A 25,695-nucleotide genomic window follows, 5' to 3' on the forward strand; every position below is an offset into this window, starting at 1 on the left:
ATCTGATCGCAATTCCTCCTGGAACATGACACTTCACGCGCCGGTGCGATGACCTCATAGGATGCGCGGAAGCCGGCCGATGCGACCGGCCCGAACCATCCCGCTCAGGAACGGCCACCCTTGATCAGAACCGCTCCCGCCGCCCGTGGATCCCGGCTCCGGCCCCACCGCGCGGCCGCCCTGGCCGTAGCCGTGCCGCTGCTCCTCACGGCCTGCAGTTCATCCGGTGGCACCGCCGCGGCTCCGGCGAGCGGCGCGGCTTCCGCCGCCCCGACGGCCCCGCCGTCGGCCCCGCCCTACGACGTCTCCGCCCTGCGCAAGCCGGGCGGCCGGCTGTTCGGCGTGGCGTCCGACGGGGCGGTCGGCGATCTCGCGCCGGTCAACGCGTTCGGCGCCAAGGCCGGGCACCCGCCGGACATCCGCGAGTACTACCAGGAGTGGGGCGACGACTTCGATCCCGCGGGCAACGCCAAGCTGTGGGGCAACGGCCAGGTGCCGATGCTCAGCTGGGTCCCCGAGCAGGCCCCGCTCGCCAGGATCGCCTCCGGCGGCGAGGACGCCTACCTCACCAGGTTCGCCCAGCAGGTCCGCTCGTACCAGGGACCGCTGGTGATCAGCTTCGCGCCGGAGATGAACGGCGGCTGGACCGCCTGGGGACCGGGCCACGCGACGGCGGCGGACTTCGTCAGCGCCTGGCGGCACGTCCACGACGTCTTCCGGGCCCAGGCCACCACCAACGTGATCTGGGTCTGGACCCCGCACGTCAGCGACTCCGGCACACCGGCGGCTCTGCGCCCGTACTTCCCCGGCGACGACTACCTCGACTGGGTCGGCCTGATCGGCTACTACGGCCCGCAGGACGGCAGCGACTACCGCACCCTGTTCACCCCGACCATCCGTACCGTCAGGTCCTTCTCCGCCAAACCCCTGCTCATCGCCGAGACCGGCGTCGCCGAGGGCCCGCGCAAGGTGGCCCAGATCGACGACCTGTTCGCGGGCGCAGCGGCCAGCGACGGCATGGCCGGCCTGGTCTGGTACGACCTGAGCAGGCAGTGGCCGGGCAGCAAGCAGCCGACCGACTGGCGGGTGGACAGCTCACCGGCGGCGGCCGCCGAGGTCGCCAAGGCGGCCGCCGCGCAGAAGTTCGGCTTCCGGGTCGCTCCCTGACCCGGCGCGCGCTCGGCGGCGCGGGGCCCACCCGCCCGGGTACCCGCGCCGCTCAGGCCAGTTCGAGGGCCAGGTAGAAGTCGACCCGGTCCTCCAGGCGGGAGAGGTCGCGTCCGGTCAGCTCCTCGATCCGACCGATCCGGTAGCGCAGGGTGTTGACGTGGACGTGGAGCCCGGCCGCACAGCGGGTCCAGGAGCCGTCCGAGCGCAGGAAGGCCTCCAGGGTGCGGACCAGGTCGGCCTGGTGCTCGAGGTCGTAGGCGATCACCTTGTCCAGCAGGCGGCTTCGGAAGGCGCGCCTGACCTCGTCCGGGACGGCGGCCAACAGCAGGACATGCGAGGCGAGTTCCTCGGGACCAGCGACGCAGACCCGGCCGATCCTGGCGGCGGCGATCCGGCGGGCGTGCCTGGCCTCCTCCAGGGCGCCGCGCAGTCCGCCGGCCTCCGAGGCGGGAGCGGAGACACCGAGGGTGATCCGGCCCTCGGAGCCGATTCCGGCCTCCAGCGGGGCGAGCAGTTCGCGCAACGCCTCGGCAGGGACGCCGGTTTCGAAGGCGGGCAGCACCACCACGGCGCCGGTGCCGGCGCCGGCCACCAGCGCGCGGTCGGTGGCATCGGTGAGAGCTTCCTCCAGGATTGAGCGCACCACCCCCTCGGGTAGACCTGTACCTTCGGCGCTGAGCACCAGCCAACTGCCGTCCGCGGTGAGCGACTTCTGCTCCGGGCCCTCGAACCGGGCGGCCATGGCCGCGGAGGCGTACAGCGTCCTGCTGATCTCGGTCGGGTCGGCGTCGCGCTGGAGCAGCGTCAGCACCTCGTCGGCCAGCCGGCGGCGCAGCCGGCGGCCCTCGTCGCGCCGGGTGCGCTCGGCGGCGACCAGCCGGGCCAGGTTCTCGGCCAGCTGCTGGCGCTTGGTGGTCCACTCGGTGACGTCGCCGGCCACCACGAGCACCCAGTCGGCCAGCGGCGATTCACTCTCGGGGGTGGCGGAGGCGGGTAGCAGCGAGTACGAGCCGGAGGCCAGCCGGGCCCGGTGCGGGGGGCGGCGGCGCTGCCGCCGGGCGCCGAGGTGGGCGCGGACCAGCTGGTCGCGGTCCGCGGCCGGGAGCCGGTCGGCCGGTCCGGCGACCACCCGTCCGGTGGGGGCGAGCACCCAGCAGTCCAGGTCCAGGTCGCCGCCGAGCAGGTCCAGCACGGCGTCCAGCCCGCCGCCGCCCGCGGCGGAGACCAGCAGCCGGTGCCGGTCGACCAGGGCGGCGAGGTCGGCGGCCCGGTCGGCGGAGACCTGGCGGCCGATGAACTCGGTGAGGGTGGAGAAGGCGATGTCGTCGGGGACGGCGAGCAGCGGCAGCCGGTGCCGGCGGCAGGCCTCCACCAGGTCCTCGGGCACCGGGCCGACCTCGGCCTCACCGGCCGCGAGCGCGACCGCGCCGCCGGCCACGAGGGTCCGCACGAACCGTTCGGAGTCCTCGGGCCCGCCTCGCCAGAGCATCCCGGTGAGCACCAGCTCGCCGCCGTGCAGGTAGCGGCCCGGGTCCTGCAGGTCCGTGGTCATGACACCGCTGACCTGCCGGTCGAGCTCTTCCTCGGCGGCGAGCAGGCGCAGCCGAGGGGCACCGGGGGCGAGCAGGTCACGGACGCGCATCCGCAGACTCCTTCGTCTGAGTGAGGGTGAGCGGGTCACAGTGTGCCCGGGGCCGATCGGTCGGTGTCACGTACCGGTCGGCATCCGGGCCACGGGCCCGTAGCTTCGGAATCACGGCCGGATTACGGTCGTAGGTAGCGCTGGACGGTCCGCTCCACAGGGCGATTGTCCGCCTTAGAGGAACGTACAGGATGTCCGACAGGAGCAGGGCAAGGGCTTCATGCCATCGGTGACTGCCAGTGGGCCCGGTCACAGCGGTTCACTGGCCACACGCCGCCGGACGCACCCCGGTGACCGGACGCGACCACCCGGCAACGAGGCGGCAGCACGGTCCGGACACCCGGTCGCAGGGCACTGTGCCCACGGTCCGGTCGGCGACGAGTTGAGGAGACACCCGCATGGAGTTCCTTCGGCCCGCCACCTGGGACGAGGCGCTCGCGGCGAAGGCCGAGCACCCGACCGCACTGCCCATCTCGGGTGGTACGGACGTCATGGTCGAGCTGAACTTCGACGTGCACCGGCCATCCGCGATTCTCGACCTGAACCGCATCACCGAGCTCACCGAGTGGTCGATCGACGGCGACGTGGTGCGGCTCGGCGCCTCGGTCCCGTACACCCGGATCATCAACGAGCTGTCCGGTCCGCTGCCGGGCCTCGCCCTGGCGGCGCACACGGTCGGCTCCCCGCAGATCCGCAACCGCGGCGGGGTCGGCGGCAACCTCGGCGCGGCCTCGCCCGCCGGCGACTCGCACCCCGCGCTGCTGGCGGCCGGACGCGACGTGTTCGTCGAGGCGGCCACGCTGCGCGGCACCCGGATGATCCCGATCGACGACTTCTACGTCGGGGTGAAGCGCAACTGCCTGGAGGCCGACGAGCTGATCCGCGCGGTGCACATCCCGGTCGCCGACGGCCCGCAGCAGTTCTCGAAGATCGGCACCCGCAACGCGATGGTGATCGCGGTCTGCGCCTTCGGGTTCGCGCTGCACCCCAGGACCCGCACCGTCGGAACCGGCATCGGCTCGGCCGCCCCCACCCCGCGCCGCGCCGTCGAGGCCGAGGAGTACTTGCAGGGCGTGCTGGCCCGGCGGGGCCTGTGGGAGTCGGGCGAGCTGCTCGGCGCCGAGGTGATCCAGGAGTTCGGCGAGCTGGTCAAGGCCGCCGCCTCCCCGATCGACGACGTCCGGGGCACCGCCGACTACCGGCGGCACGCGCTGGCCGTGATGGCCCGCCGCACCCTCACCTGGACCTGGAACGACTACGGCAAGCAGATCAGGAGCGCGGCATGAGGGTCACTTTCACCGCCAACGGCAAGCCGGTGGAGGCGGACGACGTCTGGGAGGGCGAGAGCCTGCTGTACGTGCTGCGCGAGCGGGTCGGCCTGCCGGGCTCGAAGAACGCCTGCGAGCAGGGCGAGTGCGGTTCCTGCACGGTCTATCTTGACGGCGTCCCGGTCTGTTCGTGCCTGGTCGCAGCCGGCCAGGTTCAGGACCGCGAGGTCCGCACCGTCGAGGGCCTGACCGGTGAGAACGGCGAGCTGGGCCTGGTCCAGCAGGCCTTCGTCGACGCCGGCGCCGTGCAGTGCGGCTTCTGCACCCCGGGGCTGCTGGTGCAGACCGACGCGCTGCTGGAGCAGGACCCGCAGCCGAGCGACGCCGACATCCGCGAGGCGCTGTCGGGCAACCTGTGCCGCTGCACCGGCTACGAGAAGATCATGGACGCGGTGCGGCTCGCCTCCGCCCGCAAGTGCGCGAAGGGTTCTGGGGCATGAGCGAGCGGAGCGAGCGAACCATTCGGCACAGCGCCTGGCGGAGCCACCGCACGAGCGGAGCAAGGGCGGGTGGACCGAGCACCCGCACGATCCAGGGTCAGAAGAACCTCCAGGACATCCGCCAGGCGAGCAAGGACGGCATCGGCGGCTCGCCGCTGCGCCCGGACGGCACGCTCAAGGTCAAGGGCGAGTTCGCGTACTCCTCCGACCTGTGGCACGAGGACATGCTCTGGGGCATGGCGCTGCGCTCGCCGCACCCCCGGGCCGACATCCTGGGCGTGGACGTCTCCGAGGCCCTCAAGGTCCCCGGCGTCTACGCGGTGCTGACCCACCAGGACATCCCGGGTTCCAAGTACTACGGCCTGGAGATCCAGGACCAGCCGGCCCTGGCCATCGACAAGGTCCGCTACCACGGCGAGGCGATCGCGCTGGTCGCGGCCGACCACCCGGAGACGGCCCGCCGCGCGGTGAGGAAGATCAAGGTCGAGTACCGGGTGCACGCTCCGATCGTCACCGAGGAGCAGTGCCTCCACCCGGAGAAGTACGGGTACGTCCACGAGCCGCACGAGTACAAGTCGCACGCCTCCGGCAACCTCGTGCACTCGCAGAAGCTGGTCTCGGGGCTCGGCGTGAGTGACGAGGTCCGTGCCCTGGCGGACGTCATCGTCAGCGGTGACTACGAGGTCGGCATGCAGGACCAGGCCTTCCTCGGCCCGGAGTCCGGCCTCGCCGTCCCTGCCGAGGACGGCGGCATCGACCTCTACATCGCCACCCAGTGGCTGCACGTGGACCGTCAGCAGATGGCGCCCGTGCTGGCCCTGCCGCAGGAGAAGGTCCGCCTCACCCTGGCCGGTGTCGGCGGCGCCTTCGGCGGCCGAGAGGACCTGTCGATGCAGATCCACGCCTGTCTGCTGGCCCAGCACACCGGCAAGCCGGTCAAGATCGTCTACTCCCGGGACGAGTCCTTCTTCGGCCATGTGCACCGCCACCCGGCGAAGATGCACTACGAGCACGGTGCCACCCGGGACGGCAAGCTGGTCTTCGCCGACGCCCGGATCGTGCTGGACGGCGGCGCGTACGCCTCCACCTCCCCCGCCGTCGTCGGCAACGCCGCCTCGCTGGGCCACGGCCCGTACGTCATCCCGAACGTGCGGATGGAGGCCGTCGCCCTCTACAGCAACAACCCGAGCTGCGGCGCGATGCGCGGCTTCGGCGCGGTGCAGGCGGCTTTCGGCTACGAGTCCCAGATGGACAAGCTCGCCGCCGAACTGGGCATGGACCCGGTCGAGTTCCGGCAGCTGAACGCGGTGTCCGAGGGCGACTCCATGCCCACCGGCCAGCAGATCGACTCCCCCGCCCCGGTCGCCGAACTGCTGCGCCGGGTCAAGGACATGCCGCTGCCCCCGCCGCTGGACCTGGACGACCTGGACATCCGGCAACTGCCGGGCGCGCTGTCCAACACCTCGCACGGTGAGGGCATCGTCCGCGGCGTCGGCTACTCGGTCGGCATCAAGAACGTCGGCTTCTCCGAGGGTTTCGACGACTACTCCACCGCCCGGGTGCGGCTGGAGGTGATCGGCGGCGAGCCGGTGGCCATGGTGCACACCGCGATGGCCGAGGTCGGCCAGGGCGGCGTCACCGTGCACGCCCAGATCGTCCGCACCGAGCTCGGCGTCGAGCACGTCACCATCCACCCGGCCGACACCGAGGTCGCCTCGGCCGGCTCCACCTCCGCCTCGCGCCAGACGTACATGACCGGCGGCGCGGTGAAGCTGGCCGCCGAGGCGGTCAGGCAGGCGCTGTTCGAGAAGGGCCGGCGTCGCTACGGCTGGGCCCACAAGGACCTGACGCTGCTCGGTGGCAAGGTGGTCTCGCAGGCCCGGGGCGCGCTGATCTCCATCGTCGACCTGCTCGGCGACGACGCGATCGACCTCACCCGGGAGCACCATCACCGTCCCACCCAGCCGTTCGACAAGGAGACCGGACAGGGCTTCGGCCACGTCCAGTACTCCTTCTGCGCCAACCGCGCGGTGGTCGACGTGGACGTGGAGCTCGGCCTGGTCAAGGTGGTGGAGCTGACCGCCGTCCAGGACGTCGGCAAGGCGCTCAACCCGCTCTCGGTCATCGGCCAGATCCAGGGCGGCTGCACCCAGGCGCTCGGCCTGGCCGTCATGGAGGAAATCATCCTCAAGGACGGGAAGGTGCGGAACGCCTCCTTCACCGACTACCTGATCCCCACCATCCTGGACACCCCGCCGATCCCGGTGGAGATCCTGGAGCTCCCGGACCCGAACGCGCCGTACGGGCTGCGCGGTGTCGGCGAGGCCCCCACCGTCTCCGCCACCCCGTCCATCGTCGCCGCGATCCGCAACGCGACCGGCCTGGCGCTCAACCGGATCCCGGTCCGACCGGAGCACCTGACCGGGACGCTCTGACCGACCGCCCCGGGGCGACGGCAGGCCCTTCCCCGGGCAGGGCGAGGGGACCTCGGGCCCGGCTTGGCCGCCCCGGGGCGCGTCGCCCTGCGCCAGGAACCCCGACGCCCGCCCCACCCACCCTCCGCTGCCTCTCCCACGCCAGGGTTCTGCAGCGGTGCGCACCACCTCGCACCGCAGGCGCCGCCGAGTGCGCCTCGTGAGTCGAACAGTCCCCCTGCGCCGCACCGCCAGCCGGCGGCCAGGTCGGCTGGCCCACCCCAACCCCCTATGACACTTGGGAGTGGACATGACCCGGATCCCCCGGAGACCGGTACCACCGAAGACGACAGACCCGCCGCCGGCGCCTCCCCCACGTCGTCCGCGGTGATCCGCTTATCTGTTCCCATCCTCTGCTCTTGTCCCCGACCGCCGTGAGGAGCCCGGACATGCAGGACATCGCCGAGCAGCTGCGGAGCTGGCACGCATCCGGGCGCTCCTTCGCCGTGGCCACCGTGGTCGGTGTCTCCGGCAGCGCCCCGCGCGACCCCGGCGCCGCGCTCGCGGTGGACACCACCGGCGAGGCGATCGGCTCGGTATCCGGCGGCTGCGTCGAGGGCGCGGTGTACGAGCTCTGCCAGGAGGCCATCGCCTCCGGCCGGCCGGTCCTCGAACGCTTCGGATACGGCGACGAGGACGCCTTCGCGGTCGGCCTGACCTGCGGCGGCATCCTGGACGTCTTCGTCCAGCCGATCGTGCCGGGTACCGATCCCGGGCTGGACGCCGGTATCGAATGCATCGCGTCCGGTACGCCGGTCGCACTCGCCCGGGTGATCGACGGTCCTGCCGGACTGCACGGTGCCGCCGTCGCCGTCACCGCCGACGCCCACCACGGCTCGCTCTCCCCCGTGCCCTCCACCACCACCGCGCTGGAGCGCGCCGTGGTCGCCGAGGCCCGCGCCATGCTGGACGCCGGGCGGTCCGGGAAGCTCGTCCTCGGGCTGGACGGGCGACCCTGCGACGAGGAGCGGCACGGCGTCGCCGTCCTCTTCGTCGAGTCCTACGTGCCCGCACCCCGGATGATCGTGTTCGGGGCGATCGACTTCGCGGCGGCGGTGGTACGGATCGGCAAGTTCCTCGGGTACCACGTGACCGTCTGCGACGCCCGGCCGGTCTTCGCCACAGAGCGGCGCTTCCCGGAGGCCGACGAGGTGGTGGTCGACTGGCCGCACCGCTATCTGGACACCCAGCTGGAGAAGATCGACGGACGCACCGTGCTGTGCGTGCTCACCCATGACGCCAAGTTCGACATCCCGCTGCTGGAGCGCGCGTTGCGGCTGCCGGTCGGGTACGTGGGCGCGATGGGCTCGCGGCGCACGCACCGGGACCGCAACGCCGGGCTGCGCGAGGTCGGGCTCACCGAGGCCGAGATCGCCCGGCTGCGCTCACCGATCGGGCTGGACCTCGGTGCCCGCACGCCCGAGGAGACCGCCGTCTCGGTCGCCGCCGAGATCGTCGCCCACCGCCGGGGCGGCAGCTGCCTGCCCCTCTCCGCCGGTACCGGGCCCGTCCACCACGACCTGCCCCGCCCTGACGGCAGCCCCGAGTCCGTACCCCGGCCGCACGCGGCCTGACGGCAACCACCCGTCGAACTCCCGAGGGACGTCTTGCAGTTGCCTTGCGCCCGTGCTCAGTCGGCGGACGCGAGGCGGACGCAGAAGCCGAGGATCACCACTCCGGTGATTCGGTCCATGATCTTGCGGGCATCCGGCCGGCTCAGCCAGCCGCGGAGGGCCTGGGCGAACCCGACCAGGACCAACGACCAGAGCGTCCCCTCGACCACGTGCACGCAAGTGAGCAGCACACCGGTCGCGAAGTGCGGCGCCCCGGCCGGGATGAACTGCGGCAGCACCGCCACGTAGAACACCCCGACCTTGGGGTTGAGCAGGTTGGTCAGCATCCCGCGCCGCCACCCCGCGAGCAGCCCGCCCGCCCGGGCCCGGTCCTCCTCCTCCGGCGCGGGAGCGCCGCTCCGGCGGAGCATCTGGACACCCATCCAGAGCAGGTAGGCGACTCCCGCCCAGCGCAGCGTCTCGTACGCCGTCCGGGAGGCGGTGAGCAGCGCACTCACCCCGAGCGAGCTGAGGGTGCCCCAGATCAGCGTGCCGCTCTGGACGCCGAGCACCACACCCCAGGCCCCGCGCCGGTCGCCGAGCGCGGCGGTCCGCAGGATCAGTGCGGTGTCAAGACCGGGGGTGAGGGTGAGCAGCCCCACGACGAGGGCGAAGGACCAGAGAGCCGTCGCTGTCTCCATGGGCCTCGATACTACGGCCGTGGGGCTGTGGGTCGCGTTTCAGCCGATGTCCAGCCGGGCGGCCCGGCGGAGTAGGCCCGGGGAGAGACGGCCGAGCAGGCGGGCCGCCTTGGCCTCGAAGGTGACCGGGACGACCGGCTTGCCGGTGCGCACGGCGCGCAGGATCTCGGCGGCGACCTTCTCGGGCGGAAATCCCCGGCGGGCGTACATCCTGGTGGCGCGTTCCCGCTTCGCGGCCTGCTCGGCCGAAGTGGTACCGGAGAAGGTGGAGGTGCGGGTGATGTTGGTGCTGACGATGCCGGGGCAGATGGCGGAGACCCGGATGCGGTGCGGGGCCAGTTCGGCGCCGAGGCACTCGGAGAGCATCAGGACGGCGGCCTTGCTGGTGGCGTACGCGGCGAGCGCCTTGGCGGGCAGATAGGCGGCGGCCGACGCCAGGTTGACGATGTGGCCGCCCCGGCCGCGTTCGGTCATCAGGGTGCCGAACGCCCGGCAGCCGTGGATGACGCCCCAGAGGTTGACGTCCAGGACACGCTGCCACTCCTTCTCGGTGGTCTGCAGGAAGGTTCCCGAGTGGCCGATGCCGGCGTTGTTGACCACCACGTCCGGCACCCCGTGCTCAGCCGCGACCTGCTGGGCGAAGGCGTCGACGGCGGCGCCGTCGCTGACGTCCAGCCGGCACGCGTGGGCCCGGCCGCCGACCAACTCGCAGAGTTCGGCGGTGCGTTCGGCGGACTGCAGGTCCAGGTCGGCCAGCGCCAGGGTGGCGCCCTGTTCGGCGAAGGCGAGCGCGGTGGCCCGGCCGATGCCGCTGCCTGCGCCGGTGATCACCACCAACTTCCCGTTGTCCGAGGGACCTTGGGCCCCGCCAGCGTCGGCGCGGACGACGAAGTCGCGGACCATCCCGGCCACCACCGGGCCCTGTTCCAGCAGTGCGGACCAGTGGGTGGCGTCGACGGTACGGCGGGTGAGCCTGGGCACCCAGCGCTCCAGCCCTTCGGAGAGGAACTCGCCGACGTAGTGGTCCCGGGCCAGGGTGACCAGTTGGACGGGCACCTCGGTGGGCCGCTCGCGCGGCTCGCGCAGGGTCGGCCGCATGTTGGCCCGGTACAGCTCGATGCCGCGGACCGCGTCCTGCTTGAGCGTCGGCTGCGGGTGGCCGGGGCGCGGGGTGACCTCCTCCAGGTCGCGCAGCACCCTGGGCCAGGCGCGGGACAGCCACAGCCGCCAGGCCGCCGGGGCGAGGAGTGGCAGGTGGAAGGCGGTGATGTACCAGGAGTGGACGCCCTGGCGGAGCAGTTGCCGCAGATGGCGCGGGGTGGGCCGGCGCAGCCGGTGGCGGATCCAGTGGCCGGTGTGGTCCAGCGAGGGCCCCGACATGGTGGTGTAGGAGGCGATCCGCTGCTCGGCACCGGGCGAGGTGACGGCCTCCCAGGACTGCACCGAGCCCCAGTCGTGCGCCACCACGTGCACCGCCCGGTCGGGGCTGACGGCGTCGGCGACCGCGAACAGGTCCGCGGCCAGAAGTTCCAGCCGGTACCCCGCACGGGAGCCGGGCGCCCCGGACTCCCCCGCGCCGCGGACGTCGTAGCGCACGACGTGGTGGTCCCTCGCGAGGTCGGCGGCGATGTCGTCCCACACCACATGGGTGTCCGGGTAGCCGTGCACCAGGATCACGGTGGGGCCGGCGGGGTCGCCCTCCTCGAAGACGGCGAGGGGGAGGCCGCCGGAGCGGACGGTACGGCGGGTGGTCATTTCGCACTCTCCTTCAGGGTCCACCGGCGCACGTGCGGCAGGTCGTCGTCGAGCCAGTGGGCATCGTCCTCGGTGACCACCAGCAGCTCCTCGAACTTGATGCCCACCTCGCGGAAGCCGATGTGCGGTTCCACCGCCCACAGCCCGGGAGTCGGGGCATGACGGGAGGCGCGGCCGTCCGCCCAGAGCGGCGAACGGCCGTGCAGGCGCTCGCTGATCAGCTCCCGGCCGAGGGTCTGCAGGGTGCGTACGCCGAAGCCGAGGACGTTCACCCCGGCCGGGCCGCGCGCGGTCGTCCGGGTCACCTGGTGGCCGATCACCCGGCCCGGGTAGACCCGGTGGCGGTTGTCGTAGCCGTGCGCGGCGATCTGCGCGTCGACGGCGGCGTACACCTCGTCGAGCGGTCTGCGGGCCCGCACCTCGCGCAGGATCAGCTCCCGGTAGACCTGCAGGTCGGCGGCGAGCCGGTCCCAGATCCGGTTCTCGCCGACCTTTCCGCCGTAGCCGATGTCGGCGGTGTAGCCGTCCACGACCGGGGCGCAGTCCAGGACGTACGGCATGCCCTCGGCCAGACGGCGGTTGCCGGCGAAGAACTGCAGCGGGGTGCGGAAGTGCCGGAAGGCGGTACGGTCGCCGAACCAGGCGAACGGGATGTGGAAGAAGTCCTGGACGCCCTCGGCGACCAGGCAGCGGCGCAGCTTGGCGGCGGCCTGCCGCTCCGTCACTCCGGGTTCGATCCAGGCGGCCACCTGCTCGGCGCAGTGGTAGGCGAGTTGCTGGGTCTCCCGGAAACGTGCCAGGTCGTGGTCGTCGAAGGGGAAGCGCGGCATCGGTCGGACTCCTTACAGGTCGAGGACGAGTGTCTCGCCCTCGGCGGCTCGGGAGACGCAGGGCAGCAGGGCACCGGTGGCGCGCTCCTCCTCGCTGAGGCGGCGGTCGCGGTGATCGGGCGTACCGGAGAGCAGCTGCAGCCTGCAGGTGCCGCAGAAGCCCTGGTGGCAGGAGTACGGCAGGTCGGGGCGGGTCTCACGGAGCACGTCAAGCGCGGACCGGTCGGCGGGGACGGGAAGTTCGGGCCCGTTCCGGCCGAGCCGGAGCGCGAAGGGCCGCCCGTCCGTGATCGGCGCGGCGCCGAAGCGCTCGAAGTGCAGGGAGCGCGCGGGCGAGGCGTCGAGTGCCCGCTGGACGGCGGTGAGCATCGGGGCGGGGCCGCAGCAGTAGACGGCGGCGCGGGCCGGGGCGTGGGCGAGCAGGACCTCGGCGGTGGGGACGCCGTCGCGGTCGTCGGCGAGCAGGGTGACCCGGTGCGCGCCGAGGGCGCGCAGCTCGTCGGCGAAGGGCATGGCGTCGGCGCTGCGCCCGGTGTGGACCAGCCGCCAGTCCAGGCCCAGGCGGGCGGCCTCGCGGGCCATCGGGAGCAGCGGGGTGATGCCGATGCCGCCGGCCAGCAGGAACACGCTCGGCTCGGCGCAGAAGGCGAAACCGTTGCGCGGCCGCCGGGCCGTCAGGCGGGCGCCGACGTGCAGTTCGTCGTGGATCTCGATCGAGCCGCCGCCTCCGTCGGCGATCCGGCGGACCGCGATGCGGTAGTGGCCGGTGTCGGCGGGGTCCGAGCAGAGGGAGTAGTGGCGTTCGCGACCGGAGGGGAGGGTGAGCAGCAGGCGAGCGCCGGGCTGCCAGCGGGGCAGGGGCGAGCCGGAGGGGTCGGCGAGGTGCAGCTCCACCACGTCGGTGGCGATCGACTCGTGTCGGGTGACGGCCAGTTGGAGCGGCGGGATGGGGCGGGGCCGGGGTCGGCGGGGGCTGCGGCGGAGCAGCGGAGAGCCCAGGGCGGGGCCGTAGCGGTCACCGAAGGCGGTGATCCGCCGGATGAAGCGGTCCGGCCGCGGGCGGCCGTAGAGGTCGGGGGGTGGTGTGCCGAGGTCCATCCGGGCGGCTCCGGGTCGAGGTCTTCGAGGGGCGGGGGCGGGGATCTTCACGGGCGGCCGGGCCGAGCATGCGGCTCACCGCTCCCCGGCTGCCCGTCCGGCCGGGCGGCGTCACCGCACGGCGGCGGCGCGGGCGGCCGGGGAGGTGGCGAGGTAGGCGAGGGCCTGGCTGGAGGAGCCCTCCTGGGTGGGGTGGTAGCCGGGGCGCAGGTAGCGCAGGCCGGAGCCGATGGACCTCAGCGGGTCGGGCAGCAGCCCGCGCCTGGAGTGCCGCCGGGCCTCGCGCCACGTCGGCCGGATCCGCCCCTGGAGGGTGGGGTCGGCGGCCAGCAGGAAGCGGACTCCGCGTACCCAGAGGTGGACCAGCAGCGGCCCGGACACCGCCATGCCCCGGATCCGCCGCAGGTAGCCCGGGTCGAGGTGGACCATCAGGTCGAAGGCGACGCTGCGGTGTTCGACCTCCTCGGCGCCGTGCCAGCGCAGCAGGTCGAGCATGGTGGGGTCGGCCTTGGCCTGGTCCAGTCCGGGGGAGTTGAGCGCCCAGTCGCCGAGGAAGGCGGTGAAGTGCTCGATCGCGGCGACGAAGGCGACCCGCTCGATGGTGTTCTCGCGCCGTTGCCGCTCGGTCAGGTGGGGCTTGTCCCCCAGGATGCGCTGGAACAGCCAGCTGATCTGACGCAGGTACGGACGCGGGTCGAGCCCCTGGGCGAGCAGGTGGTCCAGGACCTCCTGGTGGGCCTCGGCGTGGATCGACTCCTGCCCGATGAAGCCGAGCACCTCCTCGCGCAGTTGCTCGTCCTTGATCATCGGGAGCGCGTCCTTGAAGACCCGGACGAACCAGCGCTCCCCCTCGGGAAGCAGCAGGTGCAGCACGTTGATGGTGTGGGTGGCCATCGGCTCGTCCGGTATCCAGTGCAGCGGCAGCTGCGCCCAGTCGAAGCGGACGCCCCTGGGTTCGAGCACCAGGCCGTCGTGGACGGCGGGCGGGGCGACGGAGGACGCGGTGGGATGGGGCACGGGAGCCTCCTGACCTGCGGGTGGCGCGGCGGTTACCGGCAACTTACCTGCGAGTAGAGCGCCCTACAAGGGTTTCGGGTACTCTTATCGACATCTAGTCTAATAAGCCTGGCGCCAGCGGCGGACCCGGATGCCGACGACCGCCGACCGGGGTGACCGGGGTGACCGGGGTGACCGGGGTGACCGGACGTCAACCGCCCGGCTCCGACCTTGGGACTGGAGAGCTCGGACGTTCAGGTGTCGCAGATTCACCCCACCGCCCAGACGCGGCCCACTTGGATTCGGCTGTCAGCGGCCACGTCTACCGTGTGAGCGGACTGCTCGATCATGGGGGTGACAAGGCATCTCGTGGCTGCGGGCTGCGGGCTGCGGGCTGACCACCGCGTCCCCGCGCTGGCCGCCGCGGCGCCTCACGGCGTGCAGATCCTCCCGGTGCGCGGCGGCCGCAGGAACTCCGACGCCTGCTCCTGGCCCGGCTTCCCCAGTCGCCGGCCGAACCCGTCGTCCGCCTCTCGGCCGCCCTGCGGGCCGCGGTCCTCGGCGCCGACACCGTCCCGGATCCGTGACGCCCGGCCGCCGGCCGGGCGGCTCGTGCGGTGTAGGGATCCGGATGGCCTCACCGAGCCGGGGCACGCCGGCCGTACCTCCACCCCAGCTGGCGGCGGCATCGCCGTACGCGGCACGCCTTGGAAGGGCGTCGGCACATCCACAGCGGGCGACAAAAGCAAAGGCAAGGAGGGTACTTACTCCTTGCCACTCTCAACATATAGCGCACCGGGGGCCTTGCGGCAAGACCCGGGTCGTGCCGCAGAATGGCCGGCCAAAGGCCAAAGACCTGCGGAACCGACAGATTCACGAAGCGCGTGCGCATTTGTCGACGCATGGACTGCGCGGAACGTCGAACCGCCGGTGGGGCTCGCGCTGCGCTTTCGGGGACTTGGCGCCAAGGTGCGGGTCTGCGTGCCACCGGACTGCGCGGAGCGGCCGGTCGAAAGCCAATCTCGTTCAACGGGGGTTTTGATGATTGACGTGATCGTGGTCGGCGGCGGACCGACCGGCTTGATGCTGGCGAGCGAGTTGCGGCTGCACGGCGTGCACGTGGTCGTGCTGGAGAAGTTGACCGAGCCGACCGAGCAGTCCCGCGGGCGCGGCCTGCACGCGCGCAGCGTCGAGCTGATGGACCAGCGCGGCCTGCTGGACCGGTTCCTCGCGGTCAGTGAGAAGTTCCAGGTCGGCGGTCTCTTCGGCGGCATCCACAAGCCGTGGCCGGAGCAGCTGGACACGGCGCACCCGTACGGCCTCACCACCCTGCAGCCGGTCACCGAGCGGCTGCTGGGCGAGCGTGCCCTCGAACTCGGCACCGAGATCCGGCGCGGGTGCGAAGTGGCAGGGCTGAGCCAGGACGAGGACGGGGCGACCGTCGAGCTGGCGGACGGCACGCACCTGCGCTCGCGCTACCTCGTCGGCTGCGACGGCGGCCGCAGCACGGTGCGCAAGCGGCTCGGCGTCGCGTTCCCCGGCGAACCCGCCAAAGTCGAGACGCTGCTGGGCGATATGGAGGTCACCGAGGATCCGGCGACACTTGCCGCCGTCGTCGAGGAGGTCCGCAGGACCCAACTGCGGTTCGGCGCCATCCCCAACGGGGACGGGGTGTACCGCCTCGTCGTGCCCGCCGACGGCGTGGCCGGGGACGGTGCGGCCGAGCCGGACCTCGAGGAGTTCAAGGAGCAGCTGCGGGCCATCGCGGGCACCGACTTCGGGGCGCACTCGCCGCGCTGGCTGTCCCGTTTCGGCGACGCCACCCGGCAGGCCGAGCGCTACCGGGTCGGCCGGGTGCTGCTGGCCGGCGACGCGGCGCACATCCACCCGCCGACCGGCGGGCAGGGGCTCAACCTCGGGGTCCAGGACGCGTTCAACCTGGGCTGGAAGCTGGCGGCCGCAGTCAACGGGTGGGCACCGGAGGGCCTGCTGGACAGCTACCACACCGAACGGCACCCGGTGGGTGCGGCCGTGCTGGACAACACCCGCGCGCAGATGACACTGCTGGGGACCGATCCGGGTGCGACCGCGCTGCGGGAACTGCTCTCGAAGCTGATGGACTTCGAGGAGGTGAACCGGTACGTCACCGAAATGATCACCGCGGTCGGAGTCCGCTACGACTTCGGCGAGGGCCACGAACTGCTCGGCCGGCGGCTGCGGGACGTGAAGCTGAAGCACGGTCGCCTCTACGAGCTGATGCACCGCGGCCGCGGGCTGCTGCTCGACCAGACCGGCCGGCTTACCGTGGCAGGTTGGGCGGATCGGGTCGACCACGTCGCCGACGTCAGCGAGGAGCTGGACGCGCCCGCGGTGCTGCTGCGGCCGGACGGCCACGTGGCGTGGGCCGGTCACGATCAGCAGGACCTGCTCGACCACCTGCCCAAGTGGTTCGGCGCTGCCGTCAGTTGAGCGCGCGGTTGCGGTTCGAGCGGCTGCGACCTGTCTCCGGACGAGTTCTGCGCGGTCCGGTGCCGTACGCCTGGCAAGCCCGGCCGGAGGGGACCTAACCGCACCTGGGCTCCCTCCGACCGCTCAGCCCGGGAGGTCCAGTACGACCTGTTGACGACGCATCAGGCGAGGTGCCGCCGCCCTGGGGCGTCGTCTTCCCCGGGTGCTGGTGACGTCCGCCGGGGTCAGACCGCCATCGCGATCATCAGCGGGGCGGCACGCTCGGCGAGGAGTTCGGCGGCGGCACGCAGGCGGTGGATGTCGGAGACCGGCAGCGAGGTGGCCAGACAGCCGACGGTGCTGCCCGCGGTGACCGGGACGGCCGCACAGACCGTGTCCATGGAGTACTCCTGGATGTCCAGCACCGGGACGGTGGCCGGCTGGCGCTCCAGTCGGTGCATCAGCTGCTCGGTGTCGGTGATGGTCCGCGAGGTCAGCCGGGCGACCGGGTACCGGGAGAGATGGTCGCGCCGGGCGTCGTGGTCGAGTTGGCTGAGCAGGCACTTGCCGAGTGCGCTGGCGTGCGCCGAGGCCCGGAAGTCCACCCACTCCTCGACCGGCGGGGCGTAGTCGGCGCAGGCCACCGCATCCACCGTCAGCTCGCCGTCGAGGTACCGGCTGAAGTAGACGGCGGCGCCCAACTCGTCGCGCAGCTCGGCCAGGGTGCGGTCGAGCCTGCTGCGCAGCAACTGCCTGCGGCTGGACTGGCCGAGCAGGGCGAAGACGCCGCCGAGCACCCAGGCGCCCTCCTGGTTGGCCAGATAGCCCTCCAACTCCAGGACTTCGGCCAGTTCCTGAACGGCGCCGAAGGGCAGCGAGAGCTCCCGGGCGAGGACGGCCGCGGTGACCCCGCCACCGTGGCGGTCCACCGCCTCCAGCAGCCGCAGAGCCCGTTGGATCGAGCCGAACGGGCTCGGGCCGCCCTGATCGAGTGTGGTCCGGTCGCCCCAACTCCGTGCCGACATGAGGGCCCCCTCTGTGCAATCCCACCCATCCGCGCGGACCTGCCGCGATCCCCCCAGCCTATCCACGCCCGGGGTGACACAGCCCGCACCGAGGCGAATTTCGCCTGTACAACACGGGTGCCCCTTGACTGGCATATGCCGCACTCCGCAGCCGTGCGCCACCCTCCGGGGTGCGGGGACCCGCGCGGTCAACCACACACCACCGTACGGGCCTTGCCGCGCGCTCCCCGTCCCGGAGGGCTCCCCCGCCCGCCGGGCGGCCCCTCCCCCCAACGGTCAGACGCCGAGCAGGCGCCAGCTGGCCGAGCGGCGGCGGGAGGACTGTTCGCCGTCGGGGCCGTCGGCCGGCCGCAGGGCGGCGACGGCGGCGGTGGCCCCGGCGGCGTCCGCGAGCGGGCGGGCGGCGGTCAGCGCGGTGGCCTCGGCCGCGGTCAGTCCGGCCCCGGTGAGCGCCGCCTCGGCCTCGGTGGTGGGCAGCGAGTCGAACCAGCGCAGCGCGAGGGCGGCGCGGCCGGCCTCGGTGAGCCTGCCGGTCAGGCGCAGCCGGGCCACGCCGCCGTCGGGGTAGACGTTGAGCCGGACGTGGGTGGGGGTGCGGCCCGGGACGAGCCGGAAGCGGTGCCTGGTGTCGGGCTGCAGGCGCGTGCGGGGCAGGATCTCGAACCAGCCGTCCGGGTCGGTGTGCGGGTCGCCGCCCCGGGAGGCGTCGTACCCGACCAGGTCGGCCCAGCCGGGGGCGTTGGCGACGAAGTGGGTGGTGTCCACCTCGGCGGCCAGCGCCTCGCCGCCTCCGGCCAGGGCGATCTGCACCCAGTCGTTGGCCTTGTCGCGCCGGCGCCGGGTCTCCCAGCCCTCGCCCATGACGGTGGCACGACCGGGAGCGTTCAGGTTGTGCGGGGAGGAGAAGTAGCGGTCCGAGGCGGCCTCGGCGACACCGCCGTACTCCTGCGCCGCGAGGTCGAAGGTGAGCCCGTCCAGGTCCCGCGGGTCGGGGCGGACCTCGCCGTACACCCGCAGGCGGGCCACCCCGCCGTCCGGCCAGATGTTCAGCCGGACGTGGGTGAAGCGCTGCTCGTTGCCGACCTCGAACTCGTGGACGGTGTCGCCCTGGAGAGGCGTACGGGGGACCAGGTCCACCCACTCGGCGGCCTCGACCTCTCGGGGCGAGGGGTGGCCGGGGACGGAGGCGCCCTGGACCGCACCGGACTCGGGGTGGTTGCCGGTGAAGTGCGCGGTGTCCACGATCACACCGCGGACCACTCCTGCCGCGCCCAGGCGGACGATCACCCAGTCGTGGTCCTCGTCGGTCGGGTGCGGCTGCCGGGCCGAGACGCCGCGACGACGGCGGCTCTCCCAGCCGTCCATGATCTGGCCCTTGTGACCGAAGGTGTGCGGACGGAACTCTGCGGGCCCCGCGACCAGCAGGTTCTCCGCGTCGGCGAAGGTGTCCTCGTTGGTGGCGACGACGCCCGCGCCCAGCCGGCGCGAAGCCAGGTCGACCAGTTCGGTGAACGGGGCGCTCGGGGGCTTCTCAATGCTCAACTGGGGCTCCTAGCTGCGAGTGATCTGGCGGCCGAACGGCTCGGCGGTCACGTCCACGACCCGGCCGCGCAGCCAGGTGGTGCGGACCACGCCGGTGAGCCTCCGGCCGGCGTACGGAGTGACGGAGTTGCGGTGGTGCAGCCGGTCGGCCTGCACGGCGAACTCCGCGTCCGGGTCGAAGGCGACCAGGTCGGCGTCGTTCCCGACCGCGATGGCGCCCTTGGTACCGGTCAGGCCGACCAGCGAGGCCGGGCCGCCGGCCATCCAGCGCACCACGTCCACCAGGCCGTGGCCGCGCCTGCGGGCCCCGGTCCAGACGGCCGGCAGGCCGAGCTGCAAGGAGGCGATGCCACCCCAGGCGGTGGCGAAGTCACCGCTGCCGCCGTAGCGCCTGAGCTCCTTCAGGTCCGGAGTGGACGGCGAGTGGTCGGAGACGACCGCGATGAACTCGCCGTCTCCCAGTGCCTCCCAGAGCAGGTCACGGTTGGACTCGTCGCGGATCGGCGGGCAGCACTTGAAAGCGGTGTCGCCGTCCGGCACCTCCTCGGCCGCGAGGGTGAGGTAGTGCGGGCAGGTCTCGGCGGTCACCTGGACGCCGTCCTCCCGGGCCCGGCGCAGCAGCGGCAGCACCGCCGCGGAGGAGACGTGCAGGATGTGCACCCGGGCGCCGGTGCGCCGCGCCGTCTCCAACAGCCTTGCCACGGCGGATGTTTCGACCTCGGCGGGCCGGGAGGCGAGGAAGTCCCGGTAGTGGACGCCCGGCCGCTGCGGGGCGGCGGCGAGGACCGCGGGGTCCTCGGCGTGGACGATGGCCAGCGCGCCGATCCTGGCCTGTTCGGCCAGCGCCCGCTCCAGGTCGGCCGGTCCGAGGTGCGGGAACTCGTCCACGCCGGAGGGCGCGAGGAAGCTCTTGAAGCCGAACACCCCGGCCCGGTACAGCGGTTCGAGCTCGGCCGTGTTGCCGGGGATCGCCCCGCCCCAGAAGCCCAGGTCGATCCAGGCCTGCCCGTCGGCCGCCTCCCGCTTGGCCGCCAGGCCGGCCACCGTGGTGGTGGGCGGCCTGGAGTTCAGCGGCATGTCGATGATGGTGGTGACCCCGCCGGCCGCAGCGGCCCTGGTGGCGGTGGCGAAGCCCTCCCACTCGGTGCGGCCGGGCTCGTTCACATGGACGTGGGTGTCGACCAGACCGGGTAGCAGAACCGTTTCTCCCAGGTCGGTCACCGCCACTTCGGTGAGCGCGCCGTGGTCGGCGATCCGGGCGATCCGGCCGTCCCGGATCAGCACGTCAGCGGGACGCTCGCCGTCCGGCAGGACCGCACGGCGGGAGCGGATCACCACCACGGGGGACGGCTCGCTGAGGGGCATCTGGACCTCCGTGCTGTCGCGTACGAGTGCGGGTCGCCGAAAGCGGGTGGGCAGTGCCGGCACGGCAGTTGACGGCCCTGCTGTCGGACCGGATGCTGCGACGGCTCGGAGCCTAGGCCCGCCTTCAACAAAACGTCAATGCGGGAAACCACGAGTCGCGGGTGGGTTCAGCGGGCCAGCAGTTCGGCCGCCAGCCGCTCTCCGGCCAGCTCCGCCAGCTCGGCGGCCCTGGTGATGCTGTCGCCGGGCCGCTGAGCCAGATCGGTGAGGGCGATCACGGAGACGAAGCCGGCCCGGCGCCACTCGTCCTCCGACAGTTCCAGCCGCCCGGCCACGGCTGCCACCCGAACCCCCGCCCGGGCGGCCGCCGCGGCGACGCCGGCAGGGGCCTTGCCGTGGAGCGTCTGCGCGTCCAGGCAGCCCTCGCCGGTCACGACGAGGCGCGCCCCACGCACCGCCTCCTCGAAACCCAGCAGTTCGAGGAGGAGTTCGATGCCGGGTCTCATGGTGGCGCCGAGCAGTGCGAGAGCGGCGAAGCCGACCCCGCCCGCGGCCCCGGCGCCCGGGGCGTCGCGAAGATCCCGCCCGGTGGCCGCACCGACCAGCTCGGCCCAGCGGGCCAGGCCCTCCTCCAGGACCACCAGGTCCTCACCCTCCGCGCCCTTCTGCGGGCCGTAGACGGCGGTCGCGCCGTGCGGGCCGAGCAGCGGGTTGTCCACGTCGCAGGCGACGGTGACCTCGACGCCGGTCAGCGAGCCGGCGAGCGGGCCGAGGTCGACGGCGGCCAGTCGGCGCAGGGCCGCGCCGCCGGGAGCGAGCTCGGCGCCGTCTGCGTCGCGCAGGCTCGCACCGAGCGCCTGGACCATGCCGGCGCCGCCGTCGGTGCAGGCGCTACCGCCCAGGCCGATCACGATCCGCCCGGCACCCAGCGCCACCGCCCGGCCGATCAGCTGGCCGACGCCGTAGGAGCTCGCCGTGAGCGGCGCGGTACGGCCGCCGGGGAGCCGGGCCAGCCCGGAAGCCTGGGCCAGTTCGATCACTGCGGTGTCGTCCCGCACCGCGATCGCCGCGTCCACCGGCAGCCCGGTCGGACCGGCGACCTTGACCGGCACCCCGGTGAACCCGGCCGCCAGCGCGGCGGCCAGGGTGCCCTCGCCCCCGTCGGCGACCGGCAGTTCGCGGACCTCCAGGGCCGGGGCGGTACGGCGGATGCCGGCCGCGATCCTGGCGGCCGCCTCGGCACCCTCCAGGGTGCCCTTGAACTTGTCGGGAGCAACGACCACATGGCCCTGGGCGGGGGTGGCGGGCATAGCGGGTGGCCTCTCTTCTCATCAACTGACTTGCGGCTGCCCGGGCAGGCCCGGCGAACCAGCACTACCCGGTACTCGGGGAATCCGCACCGGCTTCCAAACACCCGGCCGGCACCGGGTGCGCCCGGTCGGCGCACTCCCCGGCCGCGACGTGCGGTGTCACCGGACCTCGCGGCCCGACAGGCGCTCGACGCCCCGCAGCAGGGCGGAGTGGTCCAGAGAGCCGTCGCCGTTCGCCCGGGCCGGGGCGACCAGCTGGGCGACCACCGCGCCGACCGGCAGGGCGGCACCGACGGCACGGGCGGCGTCCGTCACGATGCCCATGTCCTTGTGGTGCAGGTCGATCCGGAAGCCCGGGGCGAACTCGCGCTCCAGCATGTTGGCCTTCTTGCGGCCCAGCACGGTCGAGCCGGCCAGGCCGCCGGCCAGGACGTCCAGCGCGGCCCGCAGGTCGACGCCCGCGTTCTCCAGGAAGACCACGGCCTCGGCCAGCACCTGGAACCGGTCACGGGGTGACCGGCTTTGACCAGCTTGGCAGCCATCGGGCCGCCCATGATGCCGAGGCCGATGAAGGCGATCTTGCGGCTCATCGTGTTCCGTTCCTTGAGCGCGGGTGGAGGGTGGGCTGGCGGCGGAGCACGTGGGGTGGGCCGGCGACGGGGGCGGGTGCTCAGCCGGACCGGTACTCGCGGGGCAGCCACTCGAAGCTGTCGGCGCTGACGCCGGTGGACGGGCGGTACTCCAGTCCGATCCGGCCACCTGCCGCGCCGGTGGCGCCCGGCCCGTAGCCGGCGGCGGTCAGCCGGGCGAAGAGGTCCTCGAAGTCCAGCCCGCCGGTGCCGGGCTCGTTGCGGCCCGGATTGTCGGCGATCTGCACGTGGCCGAACCGGTCGGCGTGGGCGTCGATGACGGCGGCCGGGTCCTCGCCGTTCATCGCCAGGTGGCAGACGTCGCAGAGGAACCGGGCGTTGCCCAGGCCCGTGGCGGCGTTGACCCGGTCCACCACCTCGATCGCGGCGGCCGCGGAGACCAGCGGATAGTGCGGCGACTCGGCCTGGTCGACCGGGACGTCCCGGCCACCGCGGACCCCGGCCGTCCGACCGGCCGACTCTTCGCCGGCCGGTCCGGGCCGCCGCGCCGCTCGATAGGGTGAGCGGGTGCGATTGATGGTGGAGTTCACGACGGAACCCTTCGAGCTGGACGCGTTCCCGGAGCACGCGGCGGCCGCCCGGCGGGCGGTGGACGAGGCCGGCCTGGCCGCGTCCGTCGGCCCGTTCGGCACCGGCACGGAGGGCGAGGCGGAGCAGGTGCTGTCCGCCGTCTCCGAGCTGCTGCGCAAGACCCTGGAGGCCGGAGCCACCCGGATCTCGATCCAGGTCAGCGTCCTCGACAAGGACGCGGAGCAGAGCCCGGAAGGAGTGGGTACGCAGTGAGCAACGCCCTGGAGCACCCGCTCGCCGCGGCGATAGAGCCGCTACTGGAAGCCGTCGGCGCGACCCTCGTCGAGCTCACCGAGGCCCGGCCCGACGACGTCGTCCTGGAGTGGGAGGGCGTACCGGCGGCGGCTGTCCGCCTCCCCCACCTGAGCAGTGCCCTGGACCGCCTGCTGGCCGACATGACCCGCCAGTTCGACGGCCGCCCACTGGCCGAACTGGACCGCCGGGAGAAGCAGCGGGTGGTCGCCCTACTGGAGGAGCGCGGCGCCTTCACCGTCCGCCACGGGGTGGAGACGGTGGCCTCGGCCCTCGGCGTCAGCCGGTTCACGGTGTACAACTACCTGAACCGGCAGCAGGACAGCGGCAAGGCCGGCTGAGGAACCGGAGCCGTCGCCGCCGGTCGCCGGTCTCCCCCGCCCTTGCCGGCAGGCGCACTTGGCGAATCGCACACCGCGAGCGCCGGCCGGCGGCCTCCCCGCGAAACACAACCACCAACAGTTCAACAAAGTGTTGACGCCCGGAGGTGGTGGATCTAGCTTGTGCGAGTGGCACCACTCTCCAGGAGGTCCACCCGTGACCAACCACCCCCGAGCGGCTCCTGATCCGGGCGGCGCCCTGCGGGCGCTGGCCGAGGCTCCCACCGCCGACCTGACGAAGACCCTGCTGGAGATCTGCTCCAGTCCCGGCTGGGCCGAGGCCGTCGCGGCCACCCGGCCCTGGGCCGACCGGGAGGCGCTGCTGGCCGCCAACGCGGCCACCGTGGCGGCACTCACCGCCCATGACCTGCACGACGCGATGGCCGGCCACGCCCGGATCGGCGAGCCCGAGGCGGGCGACACCGCCTCCGAGCGCGAACAGGCCGGCATCCGGGGCGCGGACTCGGCGCTCCTCGACGAACTGCACCGGGCCAACGCCGCCTACGAGGCGAAGTTCGGCCACGTGTTCCTGATCTGCGCCACCGGCCGCACCGCCACCACCACGCTCGCGGCGCTGCGCGAACGCTTCCCCCACGACGCCGCCACCGAGGCGGAGATCGTCCGGGGCGAGCTGCGGAAGATCAACGACATCCGCATCAACCGACTGCTCGACGAGCCACCGCCATTCACCTGACGGATCGTCAACTCCGCCACATTCGAGGTCGTTCCACCCATGACTGGCATCTCCACGCATGTGCTCGACACCAGCCTCGGCCGCCCGGCCGAGGGTGTCCCGGTCGAGCTGGCAACCCACACCGAGGGTGGCTGGAAGGTGCTCGGCACCTCCGCCACGGACTCCGACGGCCGGGCCAGGGACCTGCCGGCCGTGGAGGCGGGCTCGGTCGTCCGGCTCCGGTTCGACACCACGGCCTACTACGCAGGGCGGTCGGACCAGGCGCCGTTCTTCCCCGAAGTCTCGATCGTCTTCACGGTCGCGCCCGCGCAGCACCACTACCACGTGCCGCTACTGCTCAGTCCGTTCGGCTACTCGGTCTACCGCGGAAGCTAGACCGCAACCCGCTTAGGAGCCCGCCATGGCCCACGTGCTCGGCCAGAACCAGTACGGCAAGGCGGAGAACCGCATCGTCCGGGTCCACCGCGACTCCACCCGCCACGAGATCAAGGACCTGAACGTCTCGGTCGCCCTCTCCGGCGACTTCGACGACGTCCACCTCACCGGCTCGAACGCCAACTGCCTGCCCACCGACACCACCAAGAACACCGTCTACGCCTTCGCCAAGGAGTACGGCATCGACTCGGCGGAGGACTTCGGAATCACCCTGGCCCGCCACTTCGTCGACAGCACCGAGCCGGTCCGCCACGCCCGGATCCGGATCGAGGAGTACGCCTGGGACCGGATCAGGACCCCGGACAGCACCTCGCGCTCCATCGGCTCGGAGGAGGTCGGCCACTCCTTCGTCCGCAACGGCCAGGAGGTCCGCACCACCGAGGTCCACTACGACGGCGAGTACGTCCAGGTGATCTCCGGCCTCAAGGACCTGGTGGTGATGAACTCCACCGACTCGGAGTTCTGGGGCTACCTCAAGGACGGGTACACCACCCTGCAGGAGGCCTACGACCGCATCCTGGCCACCCAGGTGACGGCCCGCTGGAAGTACTCCCACCGTGGCGCGGAGGGCGAGTCCCAGCCCGACTGGAACCGCTGCTACACCCAGGTCAAGCGCCACCTGCTGGAGGCCTTCGCGGAGACCTACTCCTACTCGTTGCAGCAGACCCTGCACGCGATGGGGACCCGGGTGCTCGACAACCGCGCCGAGGTGGACGAGGTCCGCCTGGAGCTCCCGAACAAGCACCACTTCCTCGTCGACCTGTCGCCGTTCGGCCTCGAGAACGAGAACGAGGTCTACTACGCAGCCGACCGGATGTACGGCCTCATCGAGGGCACCGTGCACCGCGAGGGCGTCGTCCCGGTCATCCCGGTCGTCTGACCCCCACCCGCCGGAGACCGCGCTCGCCCAGCGGCCGGCCCGGGGCACCGGAGAAGCGACCCGAGGGACCCTCGCACCGCCGTCCCGCCCTCGGACTGCCTCCAGCGCCACGGGCGCGCCGGAGGCCCCGAGCACAGGAGGAGCTCGACGTGGCACT

Annotated in this window: 21 protein-coding genes and 3 pseudogenes; 11 read left to right on the forward strand and 13 right to left on the reverse strand. The window is 72.8% G+C overall.

Translation table 11 applies throughout. The features are described 5' to 3' along the window. Positions 1-120 precede the first annotated feature (120 nt). Complete coding sequence (locus ACZ5ON_RS10790) at positions 121-1,167, forward strand: glycoside hydrolase family 26 protein (protein WP_465588828.1); 1,047 nt, start codon at positions 121-123, stop codon at positions 1,165-1,167. Positions 1,168-1,219: 52 nt separating this feature from the next. Here the strand turns inward: ACZ5ON_RS10790 and ACZ5ON_RS10795 are convergent, their stop codons facing one another. After that, complete coding sequence (locus ACZ5ON_RS10795; protein WP_465588832.1) at positions 1,220-2,812, reverse strand: PucR family transcriptional regulator; 1,593 nt, start codon at positions 2,810-2,812, stop codon at positions 1,220-1,222. Between the two features lie 398 nt (positions 2,813-3,210). On the opposite strand from ACZ5ON_RS10795, the gene ACZ5ON_RS10800 reads away from it, so the two are divergent. The 4 genes from ACZ5ON_RS10800 to ACZ5ON_RS10815 all read left to right on the forward strand — a co-directional run bounded on the left by ACZ5ON_RS10800 (position 3,211) and on the right by ACZ5ON_RS10815 (position 8,628). After that, a complete protein-coding gene (locus tag ACZ5ON_RS10800; protein ID WP_465588835.1) occupies positions 3,211-4,098 on the forward strand; it encodes an FAD binding domain-containing protein in 888 nt (295 codons plus the stop codon). Then, positions 4,095-4,580 (forward strand): (2Fe-2S)-binding protein, encoded by a 486-nt coding sequence (locus tag ACZ5ON_RS10805; protein WP_344635951.1) that lies wholly within the window; start codon positions 4,095-4,097, stop codon positions 4,578-4,580. Before ACZ5ON_RS10800 ends, ACZ5ON_RS10805 begins: the two co-directional genes overlap by 4 nt. Beyond that, positions 4,577-7,015: a xanthine dehydrogenase subunit D gene (gene pucD, locus ACZ5ON_RS10810; protein WP_465588839.1), complete on the forward strand. Its 2,439-nt coding sequence runs from the start codon at positions 4,577-4,579 to the stop codon at positions 7,013-7,015. The genes ACZ5ON_RS10805 and pucD overlap by 4 nt, the downstream gene beginning before the upstream one ends. A 428-nt stretch (positions 7,016-7,443) precedes the next feature. Beyond that, entirely contained in the window at positions 7,444-8,628 is a 1,185-nt protein-coding gene (locus ACZ5ON_RS10815) for an XdhC family protein (RefSeq protein ID WP_465588842.1), read from the forward strand. A gap of 56 nt (positions 8,629-8,684) precedes the next feature. On the opposite strand, the gene ACZ5ON_RS10820 is transcribed toward ACZ5ON_RS10815, so the two are convergent. The 5 genes from ACZ5ON_RS10820 to ACZ5ON_RS10840 form a co-directional block, all read right to left on the reverse strand. Continuing rightward, positions 8,685-9,308: a LysE family translocator gene (locus ACZ5ON_RS10820; RefSeq protein ID WP_465588845.1), complete on the reverse strand. Its 624-nt coding sequence runs from the start codon at positions 9,306-9,308 to the stop codon at positions 8,685-8,687. Positions 9,309-9,347: 39 nt separating this feature from the next. Next, positions 9,348-11,063, reverse strand: coding sequence for an SDR family oxidoreductase (locus tag ACZ5ON_RS10825; RefSeq protein WP_465588848.1), 1,716 nt, complete (start codon positions 11,061-11,063; stop codon positions 9,348-9,350). Beyond that, on the reverse strand, positions 11,060-11,893 hold the full coding sequence (locus tag ACZ5ON_RS10830; protein WP_465588851.1) for a M24 family metallopeptidase: 834 nt from the start codon (positions 11,891-11,893) through the stop codon (positions 11,060-11,062). Before ACZ5ON_RS10830 ends, ACZ5ON_RS10825 begins: the two co-directional genes overlap by 4 nt. A 12-nt stretch (positions 11,894-11,905) precedes the next feature. Then, entirely contained in the window at positions 11,906-12,991 is a 1,086-nt protein-coding gene (locus ACZ5ON_RS10835) for a PDR/VanB family oxidoreductase (RefSeq protein WP_465588854.1), read from the reverse strand. A 111-nt stretch (positions 12,992-13,102) separates the two neighbouring features. Then, complete coding sequence (locus ACZ5ON_RS10840) at positions 13,103-14,008, reverse strand: metal-dependent hydrolase (RefSeq protein WP_465588858.1); 906 nt, start codon at positions 14,006-14,008, stop codon at positions 13,103-13,105. 1,020 nt (positions 14,009-15,028) lie between these two features. Between ACZ5ON_RS10840 and rox the strand changes: the two genes are divergently transcribed. After that, positions 15,029-16,456: a rifampin monooxygenase gene (rox, locus tag ACZ5ON_RS10845; RefSeq protein WP_465588861.1), complete on the forward strand. Its 1,428-nt coding sequence runs from the start codon at positions 15,029-15,031 to the stop codon at positions 16,454-16,456. A gap of 224 nt (positions 16,457-16,680) precedes the next feature. Here rox and ACZ5ON_RS10850 read toward each other — a convergent pair whose 3' ends face one another. The 7 genes and pseudogenes from ACZ5ON_RS10850 to ACZ5ON_RS10880 form a co-directional block, all read right to left on the reverse strand. Further along, positions 16,681-17,460, reverse strand: coding sequence for an IclR family transcriptional regulator (locus tag ACZ5ON_RS10850; protein ID WP_465588864.1), 780 nt, complete (start codon positions 17,458-17,460; stop codon positions 16,681-16,683). A 276-nt stretch (positions 17,461-17,736) separates the two neighbouring features. Further along, positions 17,737-19,002: an allantoicase gene (gene alc / locus ACZ5ON_RS10855; protein WP_465588867.1), complete on the reverse strand. Its 1,266-nt coding sequence runs from the start codon at positions 19,000-19,002 to the stop codon at positions 17,737-17,739. 9 nt (positions 19,003-19,011) lie between these two features. Next, the gene (gene allB / locus ACZ5ON_RS10860) at positions 19,012-20,367 is read right to left on the reverse strand and encodes an allantoinase AllB (RefSeq protein ID WP_465588870.1); all 1,356 of its coding nucleotides are present in this window, start codon (positions 20,365-20,367) and stop codon (positions 19,012-19,014) included. Positions 20,368-20,534: 167 nt separating this feature from the next. Continuing rightward, on the reverse strand, positions 20,535-21,677 hold the full coding sequence (locus ACZ5ON_RS10865; protein ID WP_465588873.1) for a glycerate kinase: 1,143 nt from the start codon (positions 21,675-21,677) through the stop codon (positions 20,535-20,537). A gap of 159 nt (positions 21,678-21,836) precedes the next feature. Continuing rightward, positions 21,837-22,175: pseudogene (locus ACZ5ON_RS10870) on the reverse strand (NAD-binding protein); the annotation flags it as partial. 14 nt (positions 22,176-22,189) lie between these two features. Further along, positions 22,190-22,267 (reverse strand): annotated as a pseudogene (locus ACZ5ON_RS10875) (NAD(P)-binding domain-containing protein); the annotation flags it as partial. Positions 22,268-22,347: 80 nt separating this feature from the next. Continuing rightward, positions 22,348-22,740, reverse strand: a pseudogene (locus ACZ5ON_RS10880) (TIM barrel protein); the annotation flags it as partial. Between the two features lie 94 nt (positions 22,741-22,834). On the opposite strand from ACZ5ON_RS10880, the gene ACZ5ON_RS10885 reads away from it, so the two are divergent. The 5 genes from ACZ5ON_RS10885 to pucL all read left to right on the forward strand — a co-directional run bounded on the left by ACZ5ON_RS10885 (position 22,835) and on the right by pucL (position 25,538). Beyond that, positions 22,835-23,110 (forward strand): thiamine-binding protein, encoded by a 276-nt coding sequence (locus ACZ5ON_RS10885; protein WP_465588875.1) that lies wholly within the window; start codon positions 22,835-22,837, stop codon positions 23,108-23,110. Continuing rightward, positions 23,107-23,490 (forward strand): helix-turn-helix domain-containing protein, encoded by a 384-nt coding sequence (locus ACZ5ON_RS10890; RefSeq protein ID WP_465588878.1) that lies wholly within the window; start codon positions 23,107-23,109, stop codon positions 23,488-23,490. The genes ACZ5ON_RS10885 and ACZ5ON_RS10890 overlap by 4 nt, the downstream gene beginning before the upstream one ends. Before the next feature lie 196 nt (positions 23,491-23,686). Next, a complete protein-coding gene (gene uraD, locus ACZ5ON_RS10895; protein ID WP_465588880.1) occupies positions 23,687-24,223 on the forward strand; it encodes a 2-oxo-4-hydroxy-4-carboxy-5-ureidoimidazoline decarboxylase in 537 nt (178 codons plus the stop codon). Positions 24,224-24,262: 39 nt separating this feature from the next. Then, positions 24,263-24,598, forward strand: coding sequence for a hydroxyisourate hydrolase (gene uraH / locus ACZ5ON_RS10900; protein WP_465588882.1), 336 nt, complete (start codon positions 24,263-24,265; stop codon positions 24,596-24,598). A 25-nt stretch (positions 24,599-24,623) separates the two neighbouring features. Then, on the forward strand, positions 24,624-25,538 hold the full coding sequence (pucL, locus tag ACZ5ON_RS10905) for a factor-independent urate hydroxylase (RefSeq protein WP_465588884.1): 915 nt from the start codon (positions 24,624-24,626) through the stop codon (positions 25,536-25,538). Positions 25,539-25,695: the final 157 nt, after the last annotated feature.

Source organism: Kitasatospora sp. NPDC032150, from assembly GCF_055579945.1.